Here is a 24341-nt window from a genome sequence, read left to right as displayed (position 1 = left end):
TATAGTTTCCTTTTCGGATGGAAACTGAAGCTTCAGTTCAGTCTACAATTCTTACTTTTATAAAAAATTAAAGGTGTTCGATAAAAAGCATTTTACAGATACCATTTCCGCAGGATATAATCCAAAGGGCGATTACATTTATCTTGGTGCTGCCATGCTCGAGGGCGAGGTCATTCCGGAAGCTGCTGTCAGGATTCCGCTAAAAACCATGAACCGACATGGATTGATTGCCGGAGCTACCGGTACCGGGAAGTCCAAAACCTTGCAGATAATTGCTGAAAACCTTTCCAAAAAAGGGGTTCCTGTGCTGCTCATGGATGTAAAAGGAGACCTCAGCGGGGTTGCAAAACCTTCAGCCAAGGAAGCCTTTATTGAAGAACGCCATAAAAAATTAAATTTTCCTTTTGAGGCTTCCGGTTCTCCGGTCGAGATCCTCAGCCTGTCTGAGCAGGACGGGATCAGGCTGCGGGCAACCGTAAGTGAATTTGGACCGGTGCTGCTTTCAAGAATATTGGACCTGTCTGATGCACAAAGCGGCATCATGTCCATCATTTTTAAGTATTGTGATGACAATCACCTGCCGCTGCTGGACCTCAAGGATCTAAAGAAGATCCTGCAATATTCCACAGCTGAAGGAAAAGAAGAATTTGAAAAAACCTATGGAAGAGTATCTACCGCGTCTACGGGTGCCATTCTTCGGAAAATAGTCGCGCTGGAACAACAGGGTGCAGATATTTTCTTCGGAGAACGATCATTCGAGGTGCAGGATCTCACCCGTAAAGACCAGTACGGTAACGGATACATAAACATTCTGCGATTGACAGATATTCAGGACCGGCCAAAGTTGTTTTCCACTTTCATGTTGAGCTTGCTGGCCGAGATCTACAATACTTTTCCGGAAAAAGGAGATCTTGAAAAACCTGAACTGGTTCTTTTCATTGACGAAGCACATCTTATTTTCCAGGAGGCTTCAGACGCCCTGATGGACCAAATAGAAAGCATAGTAAAACTGATCCGCTCCAAAGGAGTAGGTCTTTATTTTGTGACTCAAAATCCGGCTGATGTTCCCGCGGAAGTATTGGGACAGCTCGGATTAAAAGTTCAGCACGCTTTACGGGCATTTACCGCCAAAGACAGAAAAGCCATCAAACTGGCTGCAGAAAATTATCCTATTTCAGAATTTTACGATACCAAAAATGTGCTTACGTCGTTAGGAATTGGTGAAGCACTGGTCTCGGCCCTGGATGAGAAAGGAAGACCGGGTCCGCTTGCGGCGACAATGCTTCGGGCGCCTATGAGCCGAATGGATGTACTCTCTAATTCTGAACTGAAGGAGCTGGTGCAGAATTCAGATCTTAAGGGAAAGTACAACGAGTCGATCGATCGGGAAAGCGCCTATGAGATCCTCACCAAAAAGATCGAAAATGCAGATGCCGAAAAAGCCAGGGAAAAAGCGGAAGAAGAACGAAAAGAGATAAGAAAGACCAGTAGCAGAAGCAGGAAACCTTCCGCAGACAGTTCACAAAAAGCGATCATCAAAGTGCTCACCAGCGCCACATTTATAAGGGGTGTAATGGGAGTTTTAAATAAATTAATGAAATAACATTCCAAAGAAATCATGCGTAAAAGCCTTTTTATCCTACTAATTTCCTCAACCAGTCTTTTCATTGCCTGCGAAAAAGAGCAGGATCCTTATTTAATAAGTCCTACCAGTGTGGGATTGCTAACCAAAGATGTGAAGATCAATCAGCTCGACTCAGTCTTTGCTGAAGATTCCATCGTAAAACAGGTGAACGAAGGGGAATTCAGAAAGAACAATGAGATCGAGATCTATGATAAAACAGGTAAAAAATTACTTTTGCTGGAACCTGTGCAGGCATTTGATTCTACCAGCACCGTAGGTTTTATCCAGGTTCTGGATCCCCGCTTTAAGACAGCCAAAGGCCTGGGAACTGAAAGCACCTTTAAGGATATTGTTGAAAATTACACTATTTCCAGGATCGAAAATACCCTAAGTGCTGCAGTGATCTTTATTGATGACATGAATGTGTATGTTACTATTGACAAAAAAGAACTTCCTGCCGAATTGCGCTATGACACCCAAGCACGTATCCAGGCGTCACAGATCCCGGACCACGCGAAGATCAAATATTTCATGATAGACTGGGATTAACCTCAACTAGAAAAATAATTTTAATGGCCGATAACCTTACCCGTCTCAATAAATACCTCAGCGAAGTTGGATACTGCTCACGCCGTAAGGCCGATGACCTTATAGAACAGGGACGTGTGACCATCAACGGACAGGTGCCCGAAATGGGAACGAAAGTGGCCCCGGGAGACGAAGTAAGGGTAAATGGTGAACTCATTACCCCTCCAAAAAAGGATAATGTTTATCTGGCTTTTTACAAGCCTATCGGGATCGTGTGTACTACGAATCCAAAGGAAAAGAAGAACATTGTTGATTATATCAACTACCCCACCCGCATCTTTCCTATAGGGCGCCTGGACAAACCAAGTGAGGGACTTATTCTGCTTACCGATGATGGAGATATCGTGAACAAGATCCTTAGGGCCCGCAACAATCACGAAAAGGAATACCTTGTGACTGTAGACCGGCAAATAACTCAGGATTTCATTGAACGAATGTCGAATGGAATACCCATTTTAGACACCGTTACCCGAAAGTGTGAGGTGGAACAGATCAGCAAATTTGTCTTCCGCATAATTCTCACGCAGGGACTGAACCGCCAGATCCGCAGAATGTGTGAATACCTGGGATATGAGGTGGTGAAGCTAAAGCGTATCCGGATCATGAATATTGAGCTTGACGTTCCGGTGGGCAAATACAGGCATCTTACTCCGGAAGAGCTTAATGAACTGGACAGATTAACAGGAGAATCCACAAAAACTGAAGAAGCTTCTCTTGACAAGAAGCCGGCACCCAAAAAAGCGGAAAAAAAGGAGCGAAAAAGCCCTAAAAACAGCACTAAAGATCCTAAGGATTTCAAAAGGATCAATCGCCGCAAAAAGCAATCTTAACAGAGAATTAAGCAAATTTTCAGCAGCAAGTTCCTATTTTTAAAAGAAAAATGGGAAAACAGAGTAACCGGATCAAGAACGAAGATCAATACGAAGCCCTGAGAGATAAAGGGGCCAGTAAAGAAAAAGCCGCCAGAATTGCCAATACTCCCAATTCAGGGAAAAAAGGTGGTAACGCGCAAAAATATGAGGACCGCACGAAAGACGAATTGTATGATAAAGCAAAGGAAGTGGGAATTAAAGGGCGTTCCAAAATGAACAAAAAAGAATTAATTAAAGCCTTGAGGAACCACTAAAAATGCAAAAAATTCAACCTTTCCACCTTGCCATTCCTGTAGATGATCTTGAGAATGCCAGAAGTTTTTACCGCGACACCCTTAACTGCAAGGAAGGAAGAAGCAGTGATCACTGGGTAGATTTTGATTTCTTTGGACATCAGCTGGTCATACATTACAAGAAACCATCGGGAACAGAAACCCCTGCGAGTAATCCGGTGGATGGCAAAGATGTTCCAATTCCGCATTTTGGAGTGGTCCTGGAGTGGGATACCTTCCAGACTTTTGCAGAAGAGCTTAAGAAAAAGGGGATCTTGTTCATTATTGAACCTTACATCCGGTTTGAGGGGCAGGTAGGCGAGCAGGCCACCATGTTTTTTAAAGATCCCTGCGGAAATGCCCTTGAATTCAAAGCCTTTAAAAATATCGACCAGTTGTTTGCAAAATAACAACCTAACCAAATATAAATGAACAGATTAAAACCGTCTCTGGTACGACAATTATTCGTACTACTTCTAATTGCTTTCTTACTGGTTTTGATCTTTAAGGAAATAGTTCCTTATCTCTCCGGTGTACTTGGAGCTATAACTCTTCACATCGTTTTAAGGAAACCTATGAACCGCCTGGTAAACAGGGGCTGGAAACCTGTTTTTGCCGCCTCCTTTCTAATATTCCTCTCCTTTGTTGGCATTCTGGTGCCTATCACTCTCACAGTTCTCATGCTTACCTCAAAGATCGGAAAAGCGGTTGCCAATTCTGAAAAGGTACTGACTGCCATAAAACACCAGATAGATGAATTGGAACGATACGTGGGGTATGATCTTAGCCAGAGTATTGATTCCAGCAGGGTCGCGAACTGGCTCTCCGATAATCTGCAGTCTCTGGGAGCAGGCACTTTCAATGCCTTTATTGCCATAGGTATCATGTACTTTATGCTCTACTATATGCTCATGAACCGGCATGAGCTAAAAAAAATAATGATCTCCTATATTCCTTTGGGAGAAGAAAATCTGCGGATAATTGCTGAAGAAGGAGATGAACTGGTAAAATCTAACGCCCTGGGTATTCCACTCGTGGCATTTTTCCAGGGTATTGTAGCTCTAATAGGCTTTTTAATAGTGGGAGTCCCTGATCCTCTATTTTGGTTTGTGATCACCTCTATTGGTGCCATGGTGCCCTTTATTGGTACCGCCATAGGTATTGTGCCCATAGCCATTCTTCTATTTTCGCAGGGAATGGACTGGCAGGCTATTTTTATTTTGATCTATGGATTTGTAGTGGTTGGGGTGACAGACAATATCCTGCGGCTTTATATACTTAACCGGTTAGCACAGGTGCATCCCTTAATTACCCTTTTTGGAGTAGTAGTGGGAGTTCCACTATTTGGGTTCATCGGACTCATCTTTGGGCCATTGTTAGTCTCTTTGTTTTTGCTTATCTTAAAGATTTACAAGCACGAATACGGAAAGACAGAACAGAAAATATAATTTAAAAAACTCAGCTATGTTAGAAGATGCCAGGAAAAAAGTGGAAGATGCAAAAAAGAAGATCGATGAGAAATTCGTGAAGTCTGAAATCACAAAGGTGGAAGACGGAGATCTAGATGTTGTTATGGACAACAAAGATGAGATCGATAAAAAGCTTTCCGGCTACGGAATGAAAAAATACGCCGAACTGGGTAAGATCATGTTCGGAATGCTGAAAGATTACAAAAAAGGGGAATATACGATCGTGCCCTGGTTCATTATTGCCGCAACAGGTTTTGCTCTTCTATACGTTTTCAACCCAATGGATATCGTACCAGACTTTATTCCCGGAGTGGGTTATGTAGATGATTTTGCGATCTTAACTATCGTGCTCCGTTTTATTCAAACCGACCTGCACACTTATCTCGACTGGAAAATTGATCGGGCTAAAAACGCATAAAAAAAGGTGCATCTAATGCACCTTTTTTTGTTTTGCTCTGTGAGTAGTTCTTGCCAGCAAGGTATTTTTTAGCAGCATCGCTATGGTCATAGGACCAACCCCGCCTGGAACTGGAGTTATATAAGAAGCCTTTTTACTCGCATTTTCAAAATCAACATCTCCTACAATGCGATAACCTCTTTCTTTGGAATCATCAGGCACACGGGTAATTCCGACATCAATAATAACAGCGTCATCTTTTATCATTTCGGCTTTCAGGAAGTTTGGAATTCCAACAGCTATAATAATGATATCGGCCTGTGAAGTTATCTGGGTGATGTTCTTAGTGAATTCGTGAGTTAAGGTTACCGTAGAGTTTCCGGGGAATCCCTGGCGTCCCATAAGAATACTCATAGGCCTACCAACAATGTAACTCCTTCCAATAACCACCGTGTGTTTTCCTTTGGTAGGAATATCATAACGCTCTAATAATTCAAGGATACCGTAAGGAGTAGCCGGAATAAAAGAGGTCATATCTAACGACATTTTTCCGAAGTTGGTAGGATGGAACCCATCGACATCCTTGTCAGGATCTACCGCTAAAAGTACTTTTTGAGTATTGATCTGTGGAGGAAGAGGTAGCTGTACAATAAATCCGTCGATATCATCATTCTGGTTAAGCTCCTCGATCTTGGCAAGCAGTTCCAGCTCACTGGTGGTAGAGGACATTCTGTAAAGGGAGGATTCAAAACCAACACGCTCACAGGCTTTTACTTTGCTGGAAACGTACGTGAGGCTGGCGCCGTCATTCCCTACGATTATAGCAGCGAGGTGCGGAACCTTCTCCCCCCGCTCCTTCATTTTTTGAACTTCTAAGGCAATTTCATCCTTAATTTCGTTGCTTACTTTTTTTCCGTCGAGGATAGTCATTTGAGTATTCAGATTTTAGCTTTCAGTTAGAAGTTTGAACTCCGAACTTTCCAGAATTAATGATCTTGTGTAATATAAAATTCAATCCTGCTGCCTTTCAGCAGCGATAATGTATTTTCAAAAAGTGTTGTAAGCAATAATTAATGTTGTGATGAATATTCCTCAGCACAACTGCTGCCTTATTTCATATTCTTCATCATCTGCATCATTTTGCGACCGCCGCCGCCCTGCATCATCTTCATCATTTTGCTCATCTGGTTGAATTGCTTCAACAATTGGTTCACCTGCTGCACAGAAGTTCCCGAACCTTTTCCGATCCTCTTTTTACGACTCGCATTGATCATTGCCGGTTTTGATCTCTCTTCGGGAGTCATAGAGTGGATGATGGCCTCAATATGCTTGAAGGCATCGTCATCAATATCCACATCTTTCAACATCTTCCCGGCACCGGGGATCATTCCCATAAGGTCCTTCATTGACCCCATTTTTTTGATCTGCTGAAGCTGACTTAGAAAATCATCAAATCCGAATTCATTTTTGGCGATCTTCTTCTGAAGTTTTCTTGCTTCTTCTTCATCATACTGTTCCTGCGCTCTTTCCACAAGAGACACCACATCCCCCATCCCAAGAATACGATCGGCCATACGGGAAGGATAGAACACGTCAATAGCGTCCATCTTTTCACCGGTACCAATGAACTTGATAGGTTTGTTGACTACAGATTTAATAGAGATCGCAGCACCACCACGGGTATCACCATCTAACTTAGTAAGGATAACTCCGTCGAAGTTTAGGCGCTCGTTAAAGGTCTTTGCAGTATTCACTGCATCCTGACCGGTCATGGAGTCTACTACAAAAAGAGTTTCCTGAGGTTCGATCGCCTTATGAATATTGGCGATCTCGGTCATCATCGTCTCATCTATTGCCAAACGTCCTGCGGTATCGATGATCACCACATTATGACCGTTCGCTTTAGCGTGGGCGATAGCGGCTTTAGAAATAGCGACCGGATCCTGGTTTCCTTCATCACTGAATACCTCAACATCGATCTGCTCTCCCACCACATGCAGCTGGTTGATCGCTGCCGGACGGTATACATCACAAGCCACCAATAATGGCTTTTTAGATTTCTTGGTCTTTAGATAGTTTGCCAGTTTCCCGGAGAAAGTTGTTTTACCACTACCCTGCAATCCGGACATTAAAATAATGGACGGATTTCCCGAAAGATTAATTCCTTCAGCATCTCCTCCCATCAACTCGGTAAGCTCGTCTTTCACAAGCTTCACCATCATTTGTCCCGGTTTTAAAGCAGTAAGAACATTTTGTCCCAGTGCCTTTTCTTTAACGGTATTAGTAAACTCCTTTGCGATCTTGTAGTTAACATCGGCATCCACCAGCGCGCGCCTAACTTCCTTTAAGGTTTCGGCTACGTTTACTTCTGTAATTTGCCCGTGTCCCTTAAGAACGTGTAAGGCATTATCTAACTTATCGCTTAAACTATCAAACATATTCTCTCTGTTTATTTAATCCCGCCGCTTCACGGCAGTTGCAAATTTAATGATTTGAGGCTGAAGTGAAAAGTTTTATTTGGCTCTCAAAAACCTAAAAACAGCACTTTCTGCCTTTCCTACTACATTCTTTCCGGCACCAGAATTCCCAAAAGACTAAAGGAGGATTTTATTACATCTCCCACCGCTTTCGACAACTGTACTCTGAATTTCTTTTCAGTTTCATCTTCAGTTCCCAAAATAGTCACATTCTGGTAAAAACTATTGAACTCCTTAACCAGATCGTAAGTATAATTCGCCACCAACGCCGGACTGTGATTGTCGGCTGCGAGCATCACAGTTTCAGGATAAAGTTGTAACTGTTTTATCAGTTCCTTTTCCTTTTCGTTCAGTGTATAATCGGTAATTGCTTCGGAATAATCGAATTCCGCTTTTCTAAGTATAGACTGAATACGGGCATAGGTATACTGAATGAACGGACCTGTGTTCCCCTGAAAATCTACCGATTCTTCAGGATTAAAAAGTATTCTTTTCCGAGGATCAACCTTCAGGATATAATACTTTAATGCTCCCAGACCGATTACCCTGTACAACTCTTCTTTTTCTTCCTTGGAATAACCGTCCAGTTTTCCAAGTTCCTCAGAGATCTCTCCGGCTGTCTTCACCATTTCCTCCACCAGGTCATCGGCATCTACTACCGTTCCTTCCCTACTTTTCATTTTCCCACTGGGAAGATCCACCATTCCATAGCTCAGGTGATACAGGTTTTCTGCCCATTCATATCCGAGTTTCTTCAAGATCAGGAACAACACTTTGAAATGGTAATCCTGCTCATTTCCTACTGTATAGACCATTCCATTGATATGGAAATCCTGAACCCGCTGGATAGCGGTACCGATATCCTGGGTCATGTAAACCGCGGTGCCATCACTTCTTAAGACGATCTTTTCATCCAGCCCTTCATCGGTAAGGTCGATCCAGACACTGCCATCGTCTTTCCTGTAAAAAATGCCTTTTTCGAGACCTTCAGCCACCACATCTTTTCCAAGCAGATACGTATTGCTCTCGTAGTAATTCTTATCAAAATCAACTCCCAGTTTATCATAGGTCTCTTCAAAACCATCATAGACCCACTGGTTCATGGTTTTCCATAGCTTAACCACTTCAGCATCCCCGGCCTCCCATTTCCTGAGCATTTCCTGGGCATCTTTTAGGATTGGCGCTTCTGCCTTGGCTTCCTCTTCCGATTTTCCCTGTGCGACTAAATAAGATACCTCTTCTTTATAGGCCTTATCAAATTTAACATAGTAATTCCCCACCAGCTTGTCTCCTTTGAGTCCTGAGCTATCGGGAGTTTCTCCATTTCCGAAGCGTTGCCACGCCAACATCGATTTACAAATATGTATCCCGCGATCATTGATGATCTGTGTTTTATAAACCTCTTTCCCGGCTGCCTTAAGAATTTCAGAAACCGAATATCCTAAAAGAACATTTCTGATGTGCCCTAAATGCAGAGGTTTATTGGTATTTGGTGAAGAGTACTCCACCATTATAGATTCCCCGTCTTTTGAATTTTTTCCAAAATCAGGATTATCCTTCATATTTCTGAAGAAATCCAGGTAGTACTGGTCATCCAGCACAATATTCAAAAAGCCCTGAACTACATTATATTTTTTAATCTCTTTATTATTCTCAACCAGGTATGCTCCAATGGCTTCTCCCAATTTGACGGGGCTCGTTTTGATCTGACGCAACATTGGAAAAACAACTAAGGTTATATCTCCTTCGAAGTCTTTTCTGGTAGGCTGAAATTCTACTGTTTCAGGCTCTACATTAAAAATGGATTTTACTGCCTCCTTTACCTGGACTGAAAGTGTATCTTGAACGTTCATTACTAATTGTTTTATTCCTGATGATTCTCTCAGGAAGCTGCAAAGATAACAGAAAATAAAGCTCAGGTAAAGGGTTTAAGGGCAAATGACTACCTTTATAAAAAAAGAAAATGCTACTGAATATTTCTGAGGGTTTTTCAGCCAAAAAAGAGCTTATTGACACCACTGTGGGAAAGCCTTTTAATTTGGAAGAACGGCAAAAGTTAAAGAATACAAGCCTCTCGGGACTACTAATCACAGCTGCCAGTATTGATATTTACAATCTTTTGGTGCTTAATGAAGGCATCAGTTATTGTACGGTTGAACTGCGATCGAACGGTGTGATCATTAGCTTCAGAGCCAAAACTGATTCCTTTGCCCTACTGATACCCTTTTATAAAATGAAGATCTATAAAGGAAAAGCAGAAGAGTATTCATTCTATAAAGACAATTACTTTATCAAGATCCAGGCGAAAGCGAAAGAACCTGAAATTCATCAATTCATCAGGAAAATTAAAGATCTGAAGATCGACAATTCGAATCCGCGCATAGAAGATCTTTAAAAAAGAAGCATCAAAAAAGCCCTTTTTGAAAGGGCTTTAATTTTTATTTCTTCGGAAGAAAAATTTCTGCAAGCATACACCTGGCACTTCCACCTCCGCAGGTTTCTATGGTGCTAAGATCACTGCTCAAAATTTCACAATGCTTCTCGATGGCCGCTACCTGTACGGGAGATAGACTTTCTCTGGCTGACTGACTCATCACCAAAAACTTCTTCCCATCTTTTCCCGCAACCTGTAACATGTTACCCGCATAGTGGTGCATTTGAGCTTCGGTAATCTCTATGATCTCCTTCCCGTCTGACTTCAAGTGCTTCACAACGTTCTTACGCTCTTTAGGATCATCGATACTATCAAGGCAGATCACGGCAAAATTTTCTGCCAGGCACATCATCACATTGGTGTGGTAAATTGGCATTCTGCGACCATCCACGTCCTGATAGGCGGTGAAAATTACCGGGGTGAGCTCAAAATCTTCACAAAATTCTATCAACAACTCCTCATTTGCTCTTGGAGAAAGAGCACAGTAAGCTTTTTCGTTAACCCTATCCAGGATCATACTTCCCGTAGACTCCAAAAAGAGTTCTTCTTCTTCGGCGCTGGTATAGTCGATCACATTATTTATAAGGAAACCTTCCTCTTCTATTTTTTCAAAGACCTCAGCACGTCTTTCTCTTCTTCTGTTTTCAGCAAAAAGAGGATAAAGGGCAGCAGTGGCATCTTCATGAAAAGTCACCCAGTTATTCGGGAAAATAGAATCCGGAGTATCCAGTTTCTCATCATCATCCACGACGATCACTTTAACTCCTGCATCCCTAAGTTTTTCTACAAAAGCATCAAACTCTTCCTGGGCTTTCTTATTAATTTTTTCATTTTCAAGCTGCAGTCCTTCCTGAAAATAATTATTGACCGCAGTTTGTTCATTCATTCTAAAGGCCACCGGCCTTATCATGAGTAGGGTATCTGTAATTTGTCTCATTCTATTCTTTTAGTCTCTAACAAGAGGAAGCGTTGAACATCTCAAAAGTCCTTCCTGTTTTGCTATTTCAGCGTATGGCACCTCCTCAACAGTTATTCCATTCTCACGAAGCCAGGTATTTAGCCTTTTAAAATTTCTTTCAGAAATAACCACGTCCTCAGAAATGGAGAAAACATTGGAGTTCATATCATACATTTCATCACGGGTGATCTCGAAGATATTTTCTTTTCCGAAGAAATTTACCAGCCACTCGTATTCATCCAGGTTTAAAAAACCGCCTTTGTAGAGAATAGCTTTGTCTTTTCCCACGGGCTGAAAACAGCAATCGAGGTGTAGGGCATTGTCCCTTGGTTCGTAATTGGATTTCTTCAGATTAAAAGATTTCACTTTTTTCTGCGGAAACATTTCCTTCAGGTAGTTCACCGCTTTCATGTTGGTCCTGGCCGTAATAAAGTTGGGATAGTCACTGCCATAATAAGTACCCACGAATAAATAATCATTGTGCACCATTACGTCGCCGCCTTCAACATGGGCATCCTCGGGCAACCTGACGATCTTATCCGGGTCAATTAAACCGAATACTTCTGAAATTGCCTCAATTTCCTGTTCCCTGTCGGGGAGGATATTGGCTTTAACAAAAACATCATCAATAACGAAGGCAATATCACGGGTGAAGATCTGGTTGTAATCCAGAATCATTTTTGGGCGGTACACCTTCACATCATATTTTTCAAGTACCTCCCGAACAGCCTCCATTTCTTTAACCATATCGGCCTCTACAGGATAAGTACCGGCTTTGATATGTTCAGCAGATTTTGGATCATAAGCATCTGCAAAAGACGGAGTACCGCCAAAACTTTCAGCTGTTCCAAGCACCACCGCCCTTAAGCGAGAAGTTTCGTTTTTGATGTTGAGTTTCATATTCAGAAATTTGTGCAAATATAAAAAAAGCATACCTGTAAGCTTCCCAAAAGGCAGAAAAGAAAAGGCTGAAATATCCCTTAAAAATGCAGAATTTATTTTTGTTTTTATTTAGTTGCAGCCAGAGCAATGGAATGTGAGACTTTCTTATATTAGCAATGTACCGTAGAGATTGACACAGACAGAATTTGACCCCCGGAGATTACAAAAAAATACTATTAATAGTTCTATCTATTACCGCCTATTCCTGTAAAGAACCAACTCCTGTTCAACAGGAAAAACCTTCTGTTTATATTGAAAAAAATGAGGCTGGTTATCAACTCATCAGGTATGGGGAACCTTACTACATAAAAGGAGGCGCCGCGGGAAGAGATTACCTGTCTGAACTCAAAGAAGCCGGGGCAAATACAGCACGTATTTACGACACCACCAACCTGCAACCGGTACTGGATCAGGCCGAAAAATTAGGACTGGCAGTTGTGGTTGATATTCCGCTGCCGAAGTTTAATAATGCACCTGAATACTACGAAGACCAGGAACTATTTGATCTAATGAAGGCAAAAATAGAGCCGGTAATTAGAAAATATAAGGACCATCCTGCCCTTCTCTATTGGAACCTGGGAAATGAACTTTACTACCCTTACCTCTACAAAAGCACAAAATTCTTTTCAAATTTTAATGCGTTGATAGATCTGGTTCATTCTGTAGATCCAAATCATCCTGTTAGCACCACTACAATAGGTGCAAATAAACTCCGGGTGCTGTCCATTATCAATAAAAGTCCGCAACTCGATTTTATCTCCTTTAATTCTTTTGGCATCCTGAGCACTTTTGAGGAACGGCTACGGCCAATAACCCCACTTTGGGATGGTCCGCATGTAATCACCGAATGGGGTGTAAATGGTCCATGGGAGGCGAAAAACACTTCCTGGGGTGTGCCGATAGAAGAGACCAGCACGAAAAAAGCCGAACAAATAAGACAGCGGTACAACTATTACATCGAGCCGTTGAAGGAAAATAACTCTTTAGGAAGTTTCGTTTTTTACTGGGGGCAGAAAAATGAAATTACACCTACCTGGTATAGTGCATTTCATGAAGGCAAAAAAAGCCAGGTGGTGTATGAACTCGACAAGATCTGGAAAGGTAATTCTTCTGATAATGTTTTTCCGGGTCCGGAGCTAAACTACATTTTGCTGAATGGGAAAGGAGCTCCTGAAAGTATCGTCTTAAGCGGGGGAGAACTGGCAGAGGTAGAGACCATTCTTCCGGAAGGAAAAGATCAGGCGTTACAGTATCGTTGGGAGATTAGAAAAGAGAGCTGGAACGACTTCGGCCTCAGTGAAAGACTTCCCATTCCTTTCAGAAATGAAGGAAGAAAAGCGGTTTTTAAAGTCCCCTCCAATGAAGGCCCTTACCGCGTGCACCTATTCCTCACGAATGGAACCGAATATTATGCTACTGCAAACATTCCTTTTTATGTTCTAAATTCTGAAAATGAAGAATAGCATTAAGGAACCTACTATTCGCGAGGAGATCATTATAAAAGTAATGATCCTGATTGGGCTGCTGAGCGTCATGAATTTCCTTTTCTTCTTTTTCAGACCTGAGCACAGAGGCAATACCTTTCTATTCATCTTACTCAGCATTACTATTTTATACGGAATTCTTCGGAAGCTCTATATGTGGTACAACTACGCCAATATTTCAATTCCTGAAGAACCTGAATCCGCGCCCGAATTTTCGGTAGATATATTGACCACCTATTTTCCGGGGGAACCCTATCAGATGATCGTCACTACCCTGGAAGCGATCGAAAAGATCACTTACCCGCACACCACTTACCTTTGTGATGAGGCCAATGACCCATTCCTGAAAAAATTCTGCCAGGAAAATGGAGTGATCCACGTTACCAGAGACAACAGGAAGGATGCAAAAGCCGGAAACATTAATAATGCTCTCAACACTGTCGCAACAGGAGATATTGCAGTAGTTCTGGATCCTGATCACATTCCAGAACCTGATTTTCTGGACCGCATCCTTCCGCACTTTTCAGATCCTGAAATTGGTTTCGTACAAATAGTTCAATCCTACTACAACATTAAAGAAACTTTGGTGGCACGTGGTGCTGCCGAGCAGACGTTCCAGTTCTACGGTCCCATGATGATGACTCTGAACGCTTATGGAACGGTGAATGCGATTGGAGCCAACTGTGTGTTTAGACGGGCGGCACTTGACAGTATTGATGGTCATGCCCCAGGTTTGTGTGAAGATATGCACACCGCTATGCTCCTATATGCCAAAAAATGGAAAGCAGTATATGTTCCGGAAGTTTTGGCGAAAGGACTGGCGCCTTCGAACCTCACCACTTATTTCAAACAACAGTTAAAATGGACACGCGGAACTTTTGACCTGCTTTTAAAGGTCTATCCAAAGGTTTTTAAAGACCTCAGTGTCCGTCAAAAAATACATTTCGGACTCCTCCCACTCCACTATTTGTGTGGTCTTATTTACCTGATAAATTTCCTCATCCCCATTCTAGCTTTAACCTTATCAACCACTCCCTGGAAAGGAAATATTATAGATTTTGTTTTGGCTTTACTTCCCCTGGCCGGTAGTGCTTTACTAATAAGAACCTATATTCAAAAGTGGGTCATTGAAAAACAAGAAAGAGGTTTCCACGTTGTGGGTGGGCTATTACAGATCAATACCTGGTGGATCTATCTGGTGGGTTTTTATTATACATTGATCAATAAGAATGTTCCTTACCTCCCCACACCAAAACAAAGTGAATTCAATACGAATCTTCAAATTGTAATTCCCAACAGTATTGTTGCAGTAATTTCCATTCTTGCTATTATTTATGGGCTAAATCAAGATTTCACCCCGTTTTCCATAATTATGGCCGGATTTGCCTTTTTCAATGCTCTTATAATGATCTTTGGAATCTACCTCACGGTAAAAGTTACCAATCAAAACAGGATTCTAAGATCCAATTTGGAAGAGGAGACGGTTAAAAAACTGTACAGTTTTAAGCAATTTTTGCGAAATAGTTTTCATAACGCTTTTACGTTTACCCGTATCACGGCCTTACCTCTACTGGTGCTTGTTGTTTTTCTCTCCCTGGGTTTAAAAGAAGTAAAAGAAGCCGACAGATGGCAGTTAATACAGGCATTTTCGACCGAAAAACGTACAGGACAATATCTGGGAATATTTCATCCGGCCAAAGACGAAGGCCTTGTTGACCTCGAAGAGATCAATTCTATTGAGGCCCGGAAAAATATAAATTTCGACATCATTTCTTTTTATTTGGCCTGGAACAAAGAAAGTATTACAGATTTCCCGGCTCCTTTAATGAATAATATTGCGGCTAAAGGTGCCATTCCATTGATCACCTGGGAGCCCTGGGCGTCTAGTCTTGATGAGGAAGATTTCCAGGAAAACCAGCAGATCTTCCAACATATTTCTGAAGGCCATTATGACTCCTACATCCGGAAATTCGCTGATCTGTTAGCAGCCTATGACCTACCAATCTTTCTGCGTTTTGCCCATGAATTTGATAATCCTCAATATCCCTGGTCTGCACCCGGAAAAAATTCAGCTAAAGAATTTAAAGCAGCCTGGAAGCATGTGCACCGGATTTTTAAAGAACAGGGAGCAACTAAAGTGGTATTTGTATGGAATCCGTGGAAACCTGAAGGCATGGCAGCTTATTACCCGGGAGATGAATATGTAGATTGGATTGGAGTAACTTTATTGAATTATGGCCCTCTTGGAGAGGGAAAAGATCTAAGCTTTAAAGATCTCTACCAGCCATTCCATGATAAATTCTATTGGTTTACCAGGAAACCTGTAATGCTTGCAGAATTTGGCTCTGTAAAAATGGAAGGAAATCAGAGTGAATGGCTAAGTGATGCCACCAAATCGATGGAAGATCAATTTCCTGAAATTGAGGCCGTGGTGCTCTTCGACAGCGCCTTCGATAATAATATACCCAAAAATGACTGGTATGAGGAAAAATATATTGACTGGACCACAGACTCCATAGAGATCGTTAGTGAACTTTTCAGTGATCATCCAAAGCGCAGTGAAAAGCTGCTCACTCCTGTTTATTATAAATCCGGAATAAAATTGGTAACCAATACTATTCGAGGTGTACGATATAAAAAAGGTATTGAATGGAAAGACAACTACTATGTCCTCACCAAAGAGGAAATAGAAAAGGATTTTTACAAAATGAAAAGTTTGGGTCTCAATACAATTTTGTACCAGGGCGGCAGCATCTACGATTACAATGTTCTCAAATATGCCGCGGAGAATGGAATCGAAGTGATCTATAACTTTGACCTTGAGCCGAATTCAGGATTTGAAGATGAAAAGAAGTTACAGAAGCTGGAAAAACATATCCTGGAAAAAATCGAGGAGCTAAAAGAAAATAAAGCTGTCATTGGCTACTCATTCGACCTGGATCTCGAGAACTTTTTCGAAAAGCCATTCCTGTTTTACCAGCAAGATCTTTTACTTGACTGGCTGCAAAATCTCAGTTTGGAGATAAAGGAATTGGATCCCACCACTCCTGTTCTAGCCGACCTGGTTCTTGACGAGGGAACTGCATCCCTATTGAAAAAGGTCAAAAAAGTTGTAGCCATAGATGCTGTTGGCCTGCGTGTAAAGGACAGCGCAACGATTAGTCAGGTAGAAAACTACAGCGGAAATAAAGAGATCCCAACTTTTATAAGCTCGATTCCTCCGGCGGTTTACCTCAAGTCTTCGGAAAATGTATCCAAAAATGTCATTTTTGAGAATTGGCAGGATGAAAGATTGAGCTATCGGTTTTCCCTCACCGGACTGACGGATTTAAAAGGACGAAAAAAAGCCATTTCCGAAGAATTAGAGGCGAATTTCAATCCAAAAGAAGAAGTTCCGGAAAACCCGTTAAAATTCGAAATCTTAAAACCATCTGTTCCGCTTATTGCAGGTGAGGTTGTAACGTATAACGCGATGATCTATTCTGAAGGCAAGTGGCATTACGGGAAGGAAGGGAATGAGAAGATGGAATTCGAATGGAGTCTGGTTAAAAATGATAGTTTCGGCAATCATTTGGCAGTGAAACAACTAGGCGCAGCTCCAACTATTAATCTCAAGATTCCGAAGAATTATAAAAATTATGAACTATTACTCACGGTAAAGATCTCCAACGAAGATCATGTTCATCAACTAAGCCGCAAACTCCATACTCCCCTGGAATAAAAAAAGCCTCACTATGTGAGGCTTTGGTATGTTTTCAGAAATCTTCTTTTAGCTTCTAGCTTCAATTTCTTTGAACTTTCTGTGGGTTTCTCCAATATAAACCTGTCTTGGGCGTCCAATTGGTTCCTTGCGCAAACGCATCTCCCTCCATTGAGCGATCCATCCCGGAAGACGACCAACTGCAAACATTACGGTGAACATTTCGGTTGGGATTCCCATCGCACGGTAGATGATTCCGGAGTAGAAATCTACGTTTGGATATAGTTTTCTGTCAATGAAGTACTGATCTTCCAAAGCGGCTTTTTCAAGACCTTTTGCAATTTCCAGAATTGGATCATCAACACCCAGTTGGTCTAACACTTCATCTGCAGCTTTTTTAATGATCTTAGCACGTGGATCAAAGTTTTTGTAAACCCTGTGGCCAAAGCCCATTAATCTAAATGGATCATCTTTGTCTTTAGCTTTTTCAATAAATTTTGAAGTATCTCCACCATCCGCTTTAATTTCTTCGAGCATCTCGATCACCGCCTGGTTAGCACCTCCATGAAGCGGGCCCCAAAGAGCCGAAACACCTGCAGAAATAGATGCGAAAAGTCCGGCGTGAGAAGATCCCACTATGCGAACCGTTGAAGTTGAACAGTTTTGTTCGTGATCTGCATGAAGGATCAACAGTTTATCCAATGCATTCACCACAGTCCTGTTAAGCTTATAAGTCTTCTTTTTGTCGTCCTGGAACATCATTTTCAGAAGACTTTCTACATAACCTAAGTTCGTATCCTTATTGAATAATTTTTGGTTTTTTTTCTTTCTTAGCGTCCATGCTGCAAGAACCGGGAATTTGGCAAGGATCTTTACAATTGCCTTATACATATCCTCTTCTGAATCAACATTAACCGACTTCGGGTTAAATGCAGTTAAAGCACTGGTAAGGGAAGAAAGCACACCCATTGGGTGAGCAGACTCCGGAAAACCTTTAAGCACGGTCTTCATGTCCTCATTCACAATACTTTGATCGAGAATATCTGTATTGAATTTTTGTAATTGAAGTTCATTCGGAAGTTCTCCGAAGATAAGTAAGTAAGCTACTTCCAGAAAGCTGGCTTTTTCTGCCAGTTCTTCGATTGAATAACCACGGTATCTAAGAATCCCTTCTTCCCCGTCGAGGAAAGTTATGGCACTCTCGCAAGATCCGGTATTCTTATACCCGGGATCTAAAGTTATTGCTCCAGATTGACTTCTTAATTGCATGATATCAAGAGCAATCTCATTTTCGGTTCCTACAACTATCGGCAGGTCATACTTTTTTCCCTCTATTTCTATAGTAGCTACTTTTGACATATTATAATGGATTTTCGTGAATTTTTTAAGGATTGCTAATTTACAAAATAATCTGCTATTTTTCTTCAATTCAATTCGATTCCTTTTCAGTAAAAAAGGGCTTTTCGAGCGATTTTTAACATAAAACACCAAAACAACTTCAGGTGGTCATTCCAGAAATTCATTTCGGGTGGTGGAGCAGTGAACTATAAAAGAAAACGTTTTCGTTTCAGTTAAGTTCGCTTAAATATCTGATTTCAAATCTTTTTAAAACATGATACTTGTCAGCTTCTAACGAAAAAAGCCTTTTCCGAAGAAAAGGCTTTCCAAAAAAGGTCTTTTTGACCCTCCTTATTTTTTGATCTTAAATGCTTTCTCCTGTGGAAAATAAGCCACACTTCCAAGCTCTTCTTCAATGCGAAGTAGCTGGTTGTATTTCGCCATACGATCACTTCGCGAAGCAGAACCAGTCTTGATCTGACCAGTATTTAATGCCACTGCAAGATCTGCAATGGTATTGTCTTCAGTCTCTCCGGATCTATGGGACATAACAGAAGTATAACCGGCGTTATGAGCCATATTCACTGCAGAAATGGTTTCAGTAAGTGTACCTATCTGGTTAACCTTTATAAGGATCGAATTGGCAATCTTGTTGGTGATCCCTTTTGAAAGACGTTCAACGTTGGTCACAAAAAGGTCATCACCTACTAACTGGATCTTATTACCAACCAGATCAGTTAGAGCTTTCCAACCATCCCAGTCATTTTCATCCATTCCATCTTCAATTGAGATAATTGGATATTTTTCAGCCAAAGAGGCAAGATATTCAGCCTGTTCCTGGCTGCTTCTCACTTTTCCCTTCTCACCTTCAAATTTGGTGTAATCGTATTTTCCATTCTCATAGAATTCAGCAGCGGCACAATCAAGGGCGATCATCACCTGCTCTCCAGGAGTATAACCGGCATTCTTAATTGACTGTAAAATGGTATCCAACGCGTCTTCTGTACCATCAAGAGTTGGAGCAAAACCTCCTTCATCACCTACAGCGGTGCTAAGCCCCCTTTTGTGAAGCACTTTTTTGAGATTGTGGAAGATCTCGGTTCCCATTTTTAAAGCTTCGGAAAAATTCTTGGCTTTAACAGGCATTACCATAAATTCCTGAAATGCGATAGGCGCGTCAGAATGCGAACCACCATTGATGATGTTCATCATAGGTACCGGAAGTGTATTGGCACTCACCCCGCCTACGTATCTGTAAAGCGGCATATTCAGTTCATTCGCTGCAGCTTTTGCAACAGCAAGTGATACACCTAGAATCGCGTTGGCACCTAACTTTGATTTATTTGGAGTACCATCCAATTCGATCATAGCCTGGTCAATAATATTCTGGTCAAAAACAGAATATCCCAAAAGCTCCTCAGCAATAACTTCATTCACATTTTTTATGGCCTTGGAAACACCTTTTCCCATATAATCATCTCCGCCGTCTCTCAATTCTACAGCCTCGTGCTCTCCAGTTGAAGCTCCCGAAGGTACCGCAGCTCTTCCAATAATTCCGTTCTCAGTTTCTACATCTACTTCTACCGTTGGATTCCCTCTGGAATCGAAAATCTGACGGGCATGAATATTAATTATAATGCTCATATTTGAATTTTTTAATGATTTATTGATTTTGTCCCCGCAAGATACGAATACTTCAAAAGAATAGTAAAAAAGCCCCTCGCTAGTTCAAGGAATTTAAGAGAATTTTATTAACGAGAACGTTATAGACGAAATATAAAAAAAGCCCTCCGGAAAGGAAGGCTTTTTTTTCAGGTTTTCTAATGTGAAACCCGCTTTTCTGCAATGAGATTATGAATGAATTCATCGAACAGGTAATGTGCATCATTTGGTCCCGGACTGGCCTCGGGATGATACTGTACCGAAAAACATTTTTTGTTCTTCATTCGTATCCCTGCAATGGTTTTATCGTTTAGATGTTGATGCGTGATCTTAACATCAGGATGTGCAGCAGTTTCCTCTTCGCTAATGGAAAATCCGTGGTTCTGTGAAGTGATCTCTCCTTTTCCGGTTTCCAAATTCATCACCGGATGGTTGATTCCTCTATGGCCGTGATGCATTTTGTAAGTGGAAATCCCGTTGGCAAGTGCGATCACCTGGTGACCCAGACAAATTCCGAAGACAGGTCTGTCTTTTTCAATAATATCCTTGGCAACCTGAATAGCCTCATTTAAGGGTTGAGGATCTCCCGGACCATTGGATAGAAGATAACCGTCGGGCTTCCATTCTTCCATTTCCTCGAAGCTCGTGTTATACGGAAAAACTTTACAGTAAACATCCCTTTTTGAGAGGTGCTTCAAAATGCTCTTTTTGACACCTATATCCAGTACAGCCACTTTATGGGTGGCAGATTCATCTCCGAAATAATAGGCTTCCTTTGTAGAAACTTTTGAAGCTAATTCGAGTCCGTTCATGTTTGGAACTTCTGCTAATTCCTTTTTAAGGGCCTCCATGTCTTCGAACTGGGTGGTGATAACAGCGTTCATTGCACCATTCTCCCTAATGTAAGTTACTAAAGCGCGAGTGTCTACATCAGAAATAGCAAACAAGTTACTCTTATCTAAAAATTGTTTTAGGGTTTCATCTGCAGCAGGACGGGATTGATTATAGCTGAAATTCTTGCAGACCAATCCTGAGATCTGTGCTGTAGCGGCTTCTTTCTCTTCTTCATTAGCACCATAGTTTCCAATATGGGCATTGGTGGTCACCATGATCTGGCCAAAGTAAGAAGGATCTGTAAAGATCTCCTGGTAACCGGTCATCCCGGTATTGAAGCAAACTTCACCAAAAGCTTTTCCATCCTGATCTCCAACGGCTTTTCCGTGGAAGATCGTTCCATCTTCCAATAACACAATCGCTCTTTTTCTTGTTTGGTATTTCATAGAATTTTTCAGGTTTTAAGACGTTGTAAAATTACCTTTTTTGAGCATCCGGTCAAACACCGAATATTTTAAAATCTGATTACACAATATAAAAAAAGGATAAGCTAATTAGCTTATCCTTTTAAAAATTTATGAAGTAAGAATCATTTTATTCCTCTTTTCCTTCGTTGCTTTTGTCCTCAGAAGCTTCAGGAGTCGTTTTTGCAGTGTCAGCAGATTTCTTACTTCTACCGGCTCTACGCGTTGACTTCTTCTTCTCTGGTTTGTTAACGTTGTAAGTTTCATTAAAGTCAACCAGTTCGATAAGTGCCATATCAGCATTATCTCCCAATCGGTTTCCAAGTTTAATGATCCTTGTATATCCTCCCGGACGGTCTCCAACTTTTGGTGCTACTTCTCTAAATAGTTCAGAAATAGCATTCTTGTCTCTCAATTTACTGAAAACAAGTCTTCTGTTGTGAGTTGTGTCTTCTTTGGATTTTGTCACCAATGGCTCAACGAACTGTTTCAAAGCTTTTGCTTTAGCAACTGTAGTGTTGATACGCTTGTGCTCAATTAGCGAGCAAGCCATGTTTGCCAACATCGCCTTACGATGAGCAGTTTGCCTACCTAAATGGTTTGTTTTTTTTCCGTGTCTCATGACATTTTTTATTTCATCATCTTGCTACGACCCGCTTTGGGGAGCAAACTATGATGGTTATTGTATTATTAATGACAGCTACGAATTAATTCGCGACTAGTCTTTATCTAATTTATATTTTGAAAGGTCCATTCCGAAATTCAATCCTTTGTTGTTTACCAACTCTTCAAGTTCGGTAAGGGATTTCTTTCCGAAGTTACGGAACTTCATCAGGTCGTTTTTGTTATACGACACTAAATCACCAAGGGTATCAACTTCAGCAGCTTTCAGGCAGTTCAATGCTCTAACTGAAAGATCCATGTCAACCAATTTGGTCTTTAGCAACTGACGCATATGAAGAGATTCCTCATCATAAGTTTCAGTTTGTGCAATTTCATCGGCCTCCAAAGTAATGCGTTCATCAGAGAACAGCATAAAGTGGTGAATTAAAGTCTTGGCAGCTTCAGTCAACGCATCTTTAGGGTGGATAGATCCATCGGTAACGATCTCAAAAACCAGCTTTTCGTAGTCAGTTTTTTGTTCTACACGATAGTTCTCAATGCTGTACTTAACATTCTTTACAGGTGTGTAAATAGAGTCAGTATAGATTGTACCTAAAGGAGCATTGGCTTTCTTGTTCTCTTCAGCAGGAACATAACCTCTACCTTTTTCCACGGTAACTTCCATGTTCAGGTTCACTTTTTTATCCATGTTACAGATCACAAGATCTGGGTTTAGGATCTGGAATCCTGAGATGAACTTTTGAAAATGTCCTGCAGTCAATTGATCCTGCCCTGATACAGAAATTGTAACGGCCTCATTGTCTATTTCATCAATTTGCCTCTTGAACCTGATTTGTTTCAGGTTTAGAATAATTTCGGTTACATCTTCTACTACCCCAGGGATAGTGGAGAATTCGTGATCTACTCCTTCGATGCGAACCGAAGTAATAGCGAACCCTTCGAGGGAAGATAACAGTACTCTCCTTAAAGCGTTACCAACGGTCAATCCATAGCCGGGTTCCAAAGGGCGGAATTCAAACTTCCCTTCGAAATCGGTTGAATCAATCATTATAACTTTATCGGGCTTCTGAAAATTTAATATTGCCATATTACGACTTCTGTGAATTATTATTTCGAATATAATTCGACGATGAATTGTTCATTTATATTTTCCGGAATCTGGACTCTTGCCGGTACAGAAACAAAGGTTCCTTCTTTAGTTTCATTGTTGAAGGTGATCCATTCGTATACACTGCTTGAATTAGCCAATGAATCCTGGATGGCAGTTAAGGATTTTGATTTCTCTCTTACTCCAACAACATCTCCTGCCTTCAACTGGTAAGAAGGAATGTTCACTAATTCACCGTTAACGGTAATGTGTCTGTGAGAAACCAATTGTCTTGCACCACGTCTTGAAGGGGCAATACCCATTCTATAGACAACGTTGTCTAAACGTGATTCTGCCAATTGTAGAAGCACCTCACCTGTAATTCCCTGAGCGCGGGTCGCTTTTTCAAACATGTTTCTGAACTGACGCTCCAAAATACCATAAGTGTATTTTGCTTTTTGCTTTTCCATCAACTGGATAGCGTATTCAGATTTTTTACCACGACGACGGTTGTTACCGTGTTGTCCTGGAGGATAATTTCTTTTCTCGAAAGATTTATCATCTCCAAAAATAGCTTCACCGAATTTACGGGCTATTTTAGTCTTGGGACCAGTATATCTTGCCATTTAAAATTGAATTTACAGAAGGTGATTATGAATTAAGGTCTCTGTCCTTCGATAACCGTTAACCCTTCCTTTTGTTTATACTTATTATTAATTAAACTCTACGTCTTTTAGGAGGACGACATCCGTTGTGTGGTAGTGGAGTAACATCGATGATCTCTGTTACTTCAATTCCGGCATTGTGAAGGGAACGAATAGCAGATTCTCTACCGTTTCCTGGTCCTTTCACATATACTTTTACTTTGCGCAAACCAGCTTCGTGAGCCACTTTTGACGCATCTTCAGCAGCTAACTGAGCTGCATAAGGAGTGTTTTTCTTAGATCCTCTAAAGCCCATTTTACCGGCAGAAGACCAGGAAATTACATCTCCCTTCTTATTGGTTAACGAAATAATAATGTTGTTGAAAGAAGCAGTAACATGCGCTTCTCCAATAGACTCAACATTTACTTTACGCTTCTTTTGAGTTGCTTTTGCTTTTGCCATCCTACTTA

At 41.2% G+C, this 24341-nt stretch carries 22 protein-coding genes; 10 read left to right on the top strand and 12 right to left on the bottom strand.

The window, feature by feature from the left end; translation table 11 throughout:
* Positions 1–73 precede the first annotated feature (73 nt).
* From ACNORC_RS13900 to ACNORC_RS13870, 7 genes are read left to right on the top strand one after another with little or no spacing between them, the layout of a single operon-like run.
* On the top strand, positions 74–1603 hold the full coding sequence (locus ACNORC_RS13900; protein ID WP_418336270.1) for a helicase HerA-like domain-containing protein: 1530 nt from the start codon (positions 74–76) through the stop codon (positions 1601–1603).
* Between the two features lie 15 nt (positions 1604–1618).
* On the top strand, positions 1619–2173 hold the full coding sequence (locus ACNORC_RS13895) for a hypothetical protein (RefSeq protein ID WP_418336269.1): 555 nt from the start codon (positions 1619–1621) through the stop codon (positions 2171–2173).
* A 23-nt stretch (positions 2174–2196) separates the two neighbouring features.
* Entirely contained in the window at positions 2197–3042 is an 846-nt protein-coding gene (rluF, locus tag ACNORC_RS13890) for a 23S rRNA pseudouridine(2604) synthase RluF (protein WP_418336268.1), read from the top strand.
* Positions 3043–3092: 50 nt separating this feature from the next.
* Complete coding sequence (locus tag ACNORC_RS13885; RefSeq protein ID WP_418336267.1) at positions 3093–3338, top strand: DUF7218 family protein; 246 nt, start codon at positions 3093–3095, stop codon at positions 3336–3338.
* Between the two features lie 2 nt (positions 3339–3340).
* Positions 3341–3766, top strand: coding sequence for a VOC family protein (locus tag ACNORC_RS13880; protein ID WP_418336266.1), 426 nt, complete (start codon positions 3341–3343; stop codon positions 3764–3766).
* An 18-nt stretch (positions 3767–3784) separates the two neighbouring features.
* Complete coding sequence (locus ACNORC_RS13875; protein WP_418336265.1) at positions 3785–4804, top strand: AI-2E family transporter; 1020 nt, start codon at positions 3785–3787, stop codon at positions 4802–4804.
* A gap of 16 nt (positions 4805–4820) precedes the next feature.
* Entirely contained in the window at positions 4821–5243 is a 423-nt protein-coding gene (locus tag ACNORC_RS13870; protein ID WP_418336264.1) for a YkvA family protein, read from the top strand.
* A 12-nt stretch (positions 5244–5255) separates the two neighbouring features.
* Here the strand turns inward: ACNORC_RS13870 and ACNORC_RS13865 are convergent, their stop codons facing one another.
* From ACNORC_RS13865 to argS, 3 genes are all read right to left on the bottom strand, one after another.
* Positions 5256–6152 carry a bifunctional 5,10-methylenetetrahydrofolate dehydrogenase/5,10-methenyltetrahydrofolate cyclohydrolase gene (locus ACNORC_RS13865; RefSeq protein ID WP_418336263.1) on the bottom strand — a complete coding sequence of 299 codons (897 nt, stop codon included), beginning with the start codon at positions 6150–6152 and terminating at the stop codon, positions 5256–5258.
* Between the two features lie 179 nt (positions 6153–6331).
* Positions 6332–7660 (bottom strand): signal recognition particle protein, encoded by a 1329-nt coding sequence (gene ffh / locus ACNORC_RS13860; protein WP_418336262.1) that lies wholly within the window; start codon positions 7658–7660, stop codon positions 6332–6334.
* 122 nt (positions 7661–7782) lie between these two features.
* Positions 7783–9552 carry an arginine--tRNA ligase gene (argS, locus tag ACNORC_RS13855; RefSeq protein ID WP_418336261.1) on the bottom strand — a complete coding sequence of 590 codons (1770 nt, stop codon included), beginning with the start codon at positions 9550–9552 and terminating at the stop codon, positions 7783–7785.
* Between the two features lie 110 nt (positions 9553–9662).
* On the opposite strand from argS, the gene ACNORC_RS13850 reads away from it, so the two are divergent.
* Positions 9663–10094, top strand: a complete 432-nt coding sequence (locus tag ACNORC_RS13850; RefSeq protein ID WP_418336260.1) for a hypothetical protein — start codon at positions 9663–9665, stop codon at positions 10092–10094.
* A gap of 43 nt (positions 10095–10137) precedes the next feature.
* Here ACNORC_RS13850 and ctlX read toward each other — a convergent pair whose 3' ends face one another.
* Positions 10138–11070, bottom strand: coding sequence for a citrulline utilization hydrolase CtlX (gene ctlX, locus ACNORC_RS13845; RefSeq protein ID WP_418336259.1), 933 nt, complete (start codon positions 11068–11070; stop codon positions 10138–10140).
* Between the two features lie 9 nt (positions 11071–11079).
* Complete coding sequence (locus ACNORC_RS13840; RefSeq protein ID WP_418336258.1) at positions 11080–11991, bottom strand: dimethylarginine dimethylaminohydrolase family protein; 912 nt, start codon at positions 11989–11991, stop codon at positions 11080–11082.
* 188 nt (positions 11992–12179) lie between these two features.
* Here ACNORC_RS13840 and ACNORC_RS13835 point away from each other — a divergent pair, with 188 nt between their 5' ends.
* Positions 12180–13496, top strand: coding sequence for a glycoside hydrolase family 2 TIM barrel-domain containing protein (locus ACNORC_RS13835; protein ID WP_418336257.1), 1317 nt, complete (start codon positions 12180–12182; stop codon positions 13494–13496).
* A complete protein-coding gene (locus tag ACNORC_RS13830; RefSeq protein WP_418336256.1) occupies positions 13486–17238 on the top strand; it encodes a glycosyltransferase in 3753 nt (1250 codons plus the stop codon). The genes ACNORC_RS13835 and ACNORC_RS13830 overlap by 11 nt, the downstream gene beginning before the upstream one ends.
* Positions 17239–17286: 48 nt before the next feature.
* Here the strand turns inward: ACNORC_RS13830 and ACNORC_RS13825 are convergent, their stop codons facing one another.
* The 7 genes from ACNORC_RS13825 to rpsK form a co-directional block, all read right to left on the bottom strand.
* Positions 17287–18576, bottom strand: coding sequence for a citrate synthase (locus tag ACNORC_RS13825; protein ID WP_418336254.1), 1290 nt, complete (start codon positions 18574–18576; stop codon positions 17287–17289).
* A gap of 330 nt (positions 18577–18906) precedes the next feature.
* Complete coding sequence (eno, locus tag ACNORC_RS13820; RefSeq protein ID WP_418336253.1) at positions 18907–20199, bottom strand: phosphopyruvate hydratase; 1293 nt, start codon at positions 20197–20199, stop codon at positions 18907–18909.
* Between the two features lie 176 nt (positions 20200–20375).
* Positions 20376–21497: a glutamine-hydrolyzing carbamoyl-phosphate synthase small subunit gene (gene carA, locus ACNORC_RS13815; protein WP_418336252.1), complete on the bottom strand. Its 1122-nt coding sequence runs from the start codon at positions 21495–21497 to the stop codon at positions 20376–20378.
* 148 nt (positions 21498–21645) lie between these two features.
* Entirely contained in the window at positions 21646–22137 is a 492-nt protein-coding gene (gene rplQ / locus ACNORC_RS13810) for a 50S ribosomal protein L17 (RefSeq protein WP_418336251.1), read from the bottom strand.
* 96 nt (positions 22138–22233) lie between these two features.
* Positions 22234–23226, bottom strand: coding sequence for a DNA-directed RNA polymerase subunit alpha (locus tag ACNORC_RS13805; RefSeq protein ID WP_418336250.1), 993 nt, complete (start codon positions 23224–23226; stop codon positions 22234–22236).
* Between the two features lie 20 nt (positions 23227–23246).
* Positions 23247–23852 (bottom strand): 30S ribosomal protein S4, encoded by a 606-nt coding sequence (rpsD, locus tag ACNORC_RS13800; RefSeq protein WP_418336249.1) that lies wholly within the window; start codon positions 23850–23852, stop codon positions 23247–23249.
* Positions 23853–23943: 91 nt separating this feature from the next.
* Positions 23944–24333, bottom strand: a complete 390-nt coding sequence (gene rpsK / locus ACNORC_RS13795) for a 30S ribosomal protein S11 (protein ID WP_029037149.1) — start codon at positions 24331–24333, stop codon at positions 23944–23946.
* Between the last annotated feature and the right edge of the window lie 8 nt (positions 24334–24341).

It is taken from the genome of Salinimicrobium soli, from assembly GCF_048323655.1.
GTDB classification, from domain to species: Bacteria; Bacteroidota; Bacteroidia; order Flavobacteriales; family Flavobacteriaceae; genus Salinimicrobium; species Salinimicrobium soli.
The sequence above is the reverse complement of the archived record's forward strand: the minus strand, read 5'-3'. Positions and strand labels throughout refer to the sequence as shown.

What these genes read in the sequence shown, in the direction of transcription:
- ACNORC_RS13895 (WP_418336269.1), top strand. Translation starts at nt 1,619, where the DNA reads ATGCGTAAAAGCCTTTTTATCCTACTAATTTCCTCAACCAGTCTTTTC.
- rluF (WP_418336268.1), top strand. Translation starts at nt 2,197, where the DNA reads ATGGCCGATAACCTTACCCGTCTCAATAAATACCTCAGCGAAGTTGGA.
- ACNORC_RS13885 (WP_418336267.1), top strand. Translation starts at nt 3,093, where the DNA reads ATGGGAAAACAGAGTAACCGGATCAAGAACGAAGATCAATACGAAGCC.
- ACNORC_RS13880 (WP_418336266.1), top strand. Translation starts at nt 3,341, where the DNA reads ATGCAAAAAATTCAACCTTTCCACCTTGCCATTCCTGTAGATGATCTT.
- ACNORC_RS13875 (WP_418336265.1), top strand. Translation starts at nt 3,785, where the DNA reads ATGAACAGATTAAAACCGTCTCTGGTACGACAATTATTCGTACTACTT.
- ACNORC_RS13870 (WP_418336264.1), top strand. Translation starts at nt 4,821, where the DNA reads ATGTTAGAAGATGCCAGGAAAAAAGTGGAAGATGCAAAAAAGAAGATC.
- ACNORC_RS13865 (WP_418336263.1), bottom strand. Translation starts at nt 6,152, where the DNA reads ATGACTATCCTCGACGGAAAAAAAGTAAGCAACGAAATTAAGGATGAA.
- ffh (WP_418336262.1), bottom strand. Translation starts at nt 7,660, where the DNA reads ATGTTTGATAGTTTAAGCGATAAGTTAGATAATGCCTTACACGTTCTT.
- argS (WP_418336261.1), bottom strand. Translation starts at nt 9,552, where the DNA reads ATGAACGTTCAAGATACACTTTCAGTCCAGGTAAAGGAGGCAGTAAAA.
- ACNORC_RS13850 (WP_418336260.1), top strand. Translation starts at nt 9,663, where the DNA reads ATGCTACTGAATATTTCTGAGGGTTTTTCAGCCAAAAAAGAGCTTATT.
- ctlX (WP_418336259.1), bottom strand. Translation starts at nt 11,070, where the DNA reads ATGAGACAAATTACAGATACCCTACTCATGATAAGGCCGGTGGCCTTT.
- ACNORC_RS13840 (WP_418336258.1), bottom strand. Translation starts at nt 11,991, where the DNA reads ATGAAACTCAACATCAAAAACGAAACTTCTCGCTTAAGGGCGGTGGTG.
- ACNORC_RS13830 (WP_418336256.1), top strand. Translation starts at nt 13,486, where the DNA reads ATGAAGAATAGCATTAAGGAACCTACTATTCGCGAGGAGATCATTATA.
- ACNORC_RS13825 (WP_418336254.1), bottom strand. Translation starts at nt 18,576, where the DNA reads ATGTCAAAAGTAGCTACTATAGAAATAGAGGGAAAAAAGTATGACCTG.
- eno (WP_418336253.1), bottom strand. Translation starts at nt 20,199, where the DNA reads ATGAGCATTATAATTAATATTCATGCCCGTCAGATTTTCGATTCCAGA.
- carA (WP_418336252.1), bottom strand. Translation starts at nt 21,497, where the DNA reads ATGAAATACCAAACAAGAAAAAGAGCGATTGTGTTATTGGAAGATGGA.
- rplQ (WP_418336251.1), bottom strand. Translation starts at nt 22,137, where the DNA reads ATGAGACACGGAAAAAAAACAAACCATTTAGGTAGGCAAACTGCTCAT.
- ACNORC_RS13805 (WP_418336250.1), bottom strand. Translation starts at nt 23,226, where the DNA reads ATGGCAATATTAAATTTTCAGAAGCCCGATAAAGTTATAATGATTGAT.
- rpsD (WP_418336249.1), bottom strand. Translation starts at nt 23,852, where the DNA reads ATGGCAAGATATACTGGTCCCAAGACTAAAATAGCCCGTAAATTCGGT.
- rpsK (WP_029037149.1), bottom strand. Translation starts at nt 24,333, where the DNA reads ATGGCAAAAGCAAAAGCAACTCAAAAGAAGCGTAAAGTAAATGTTGAG.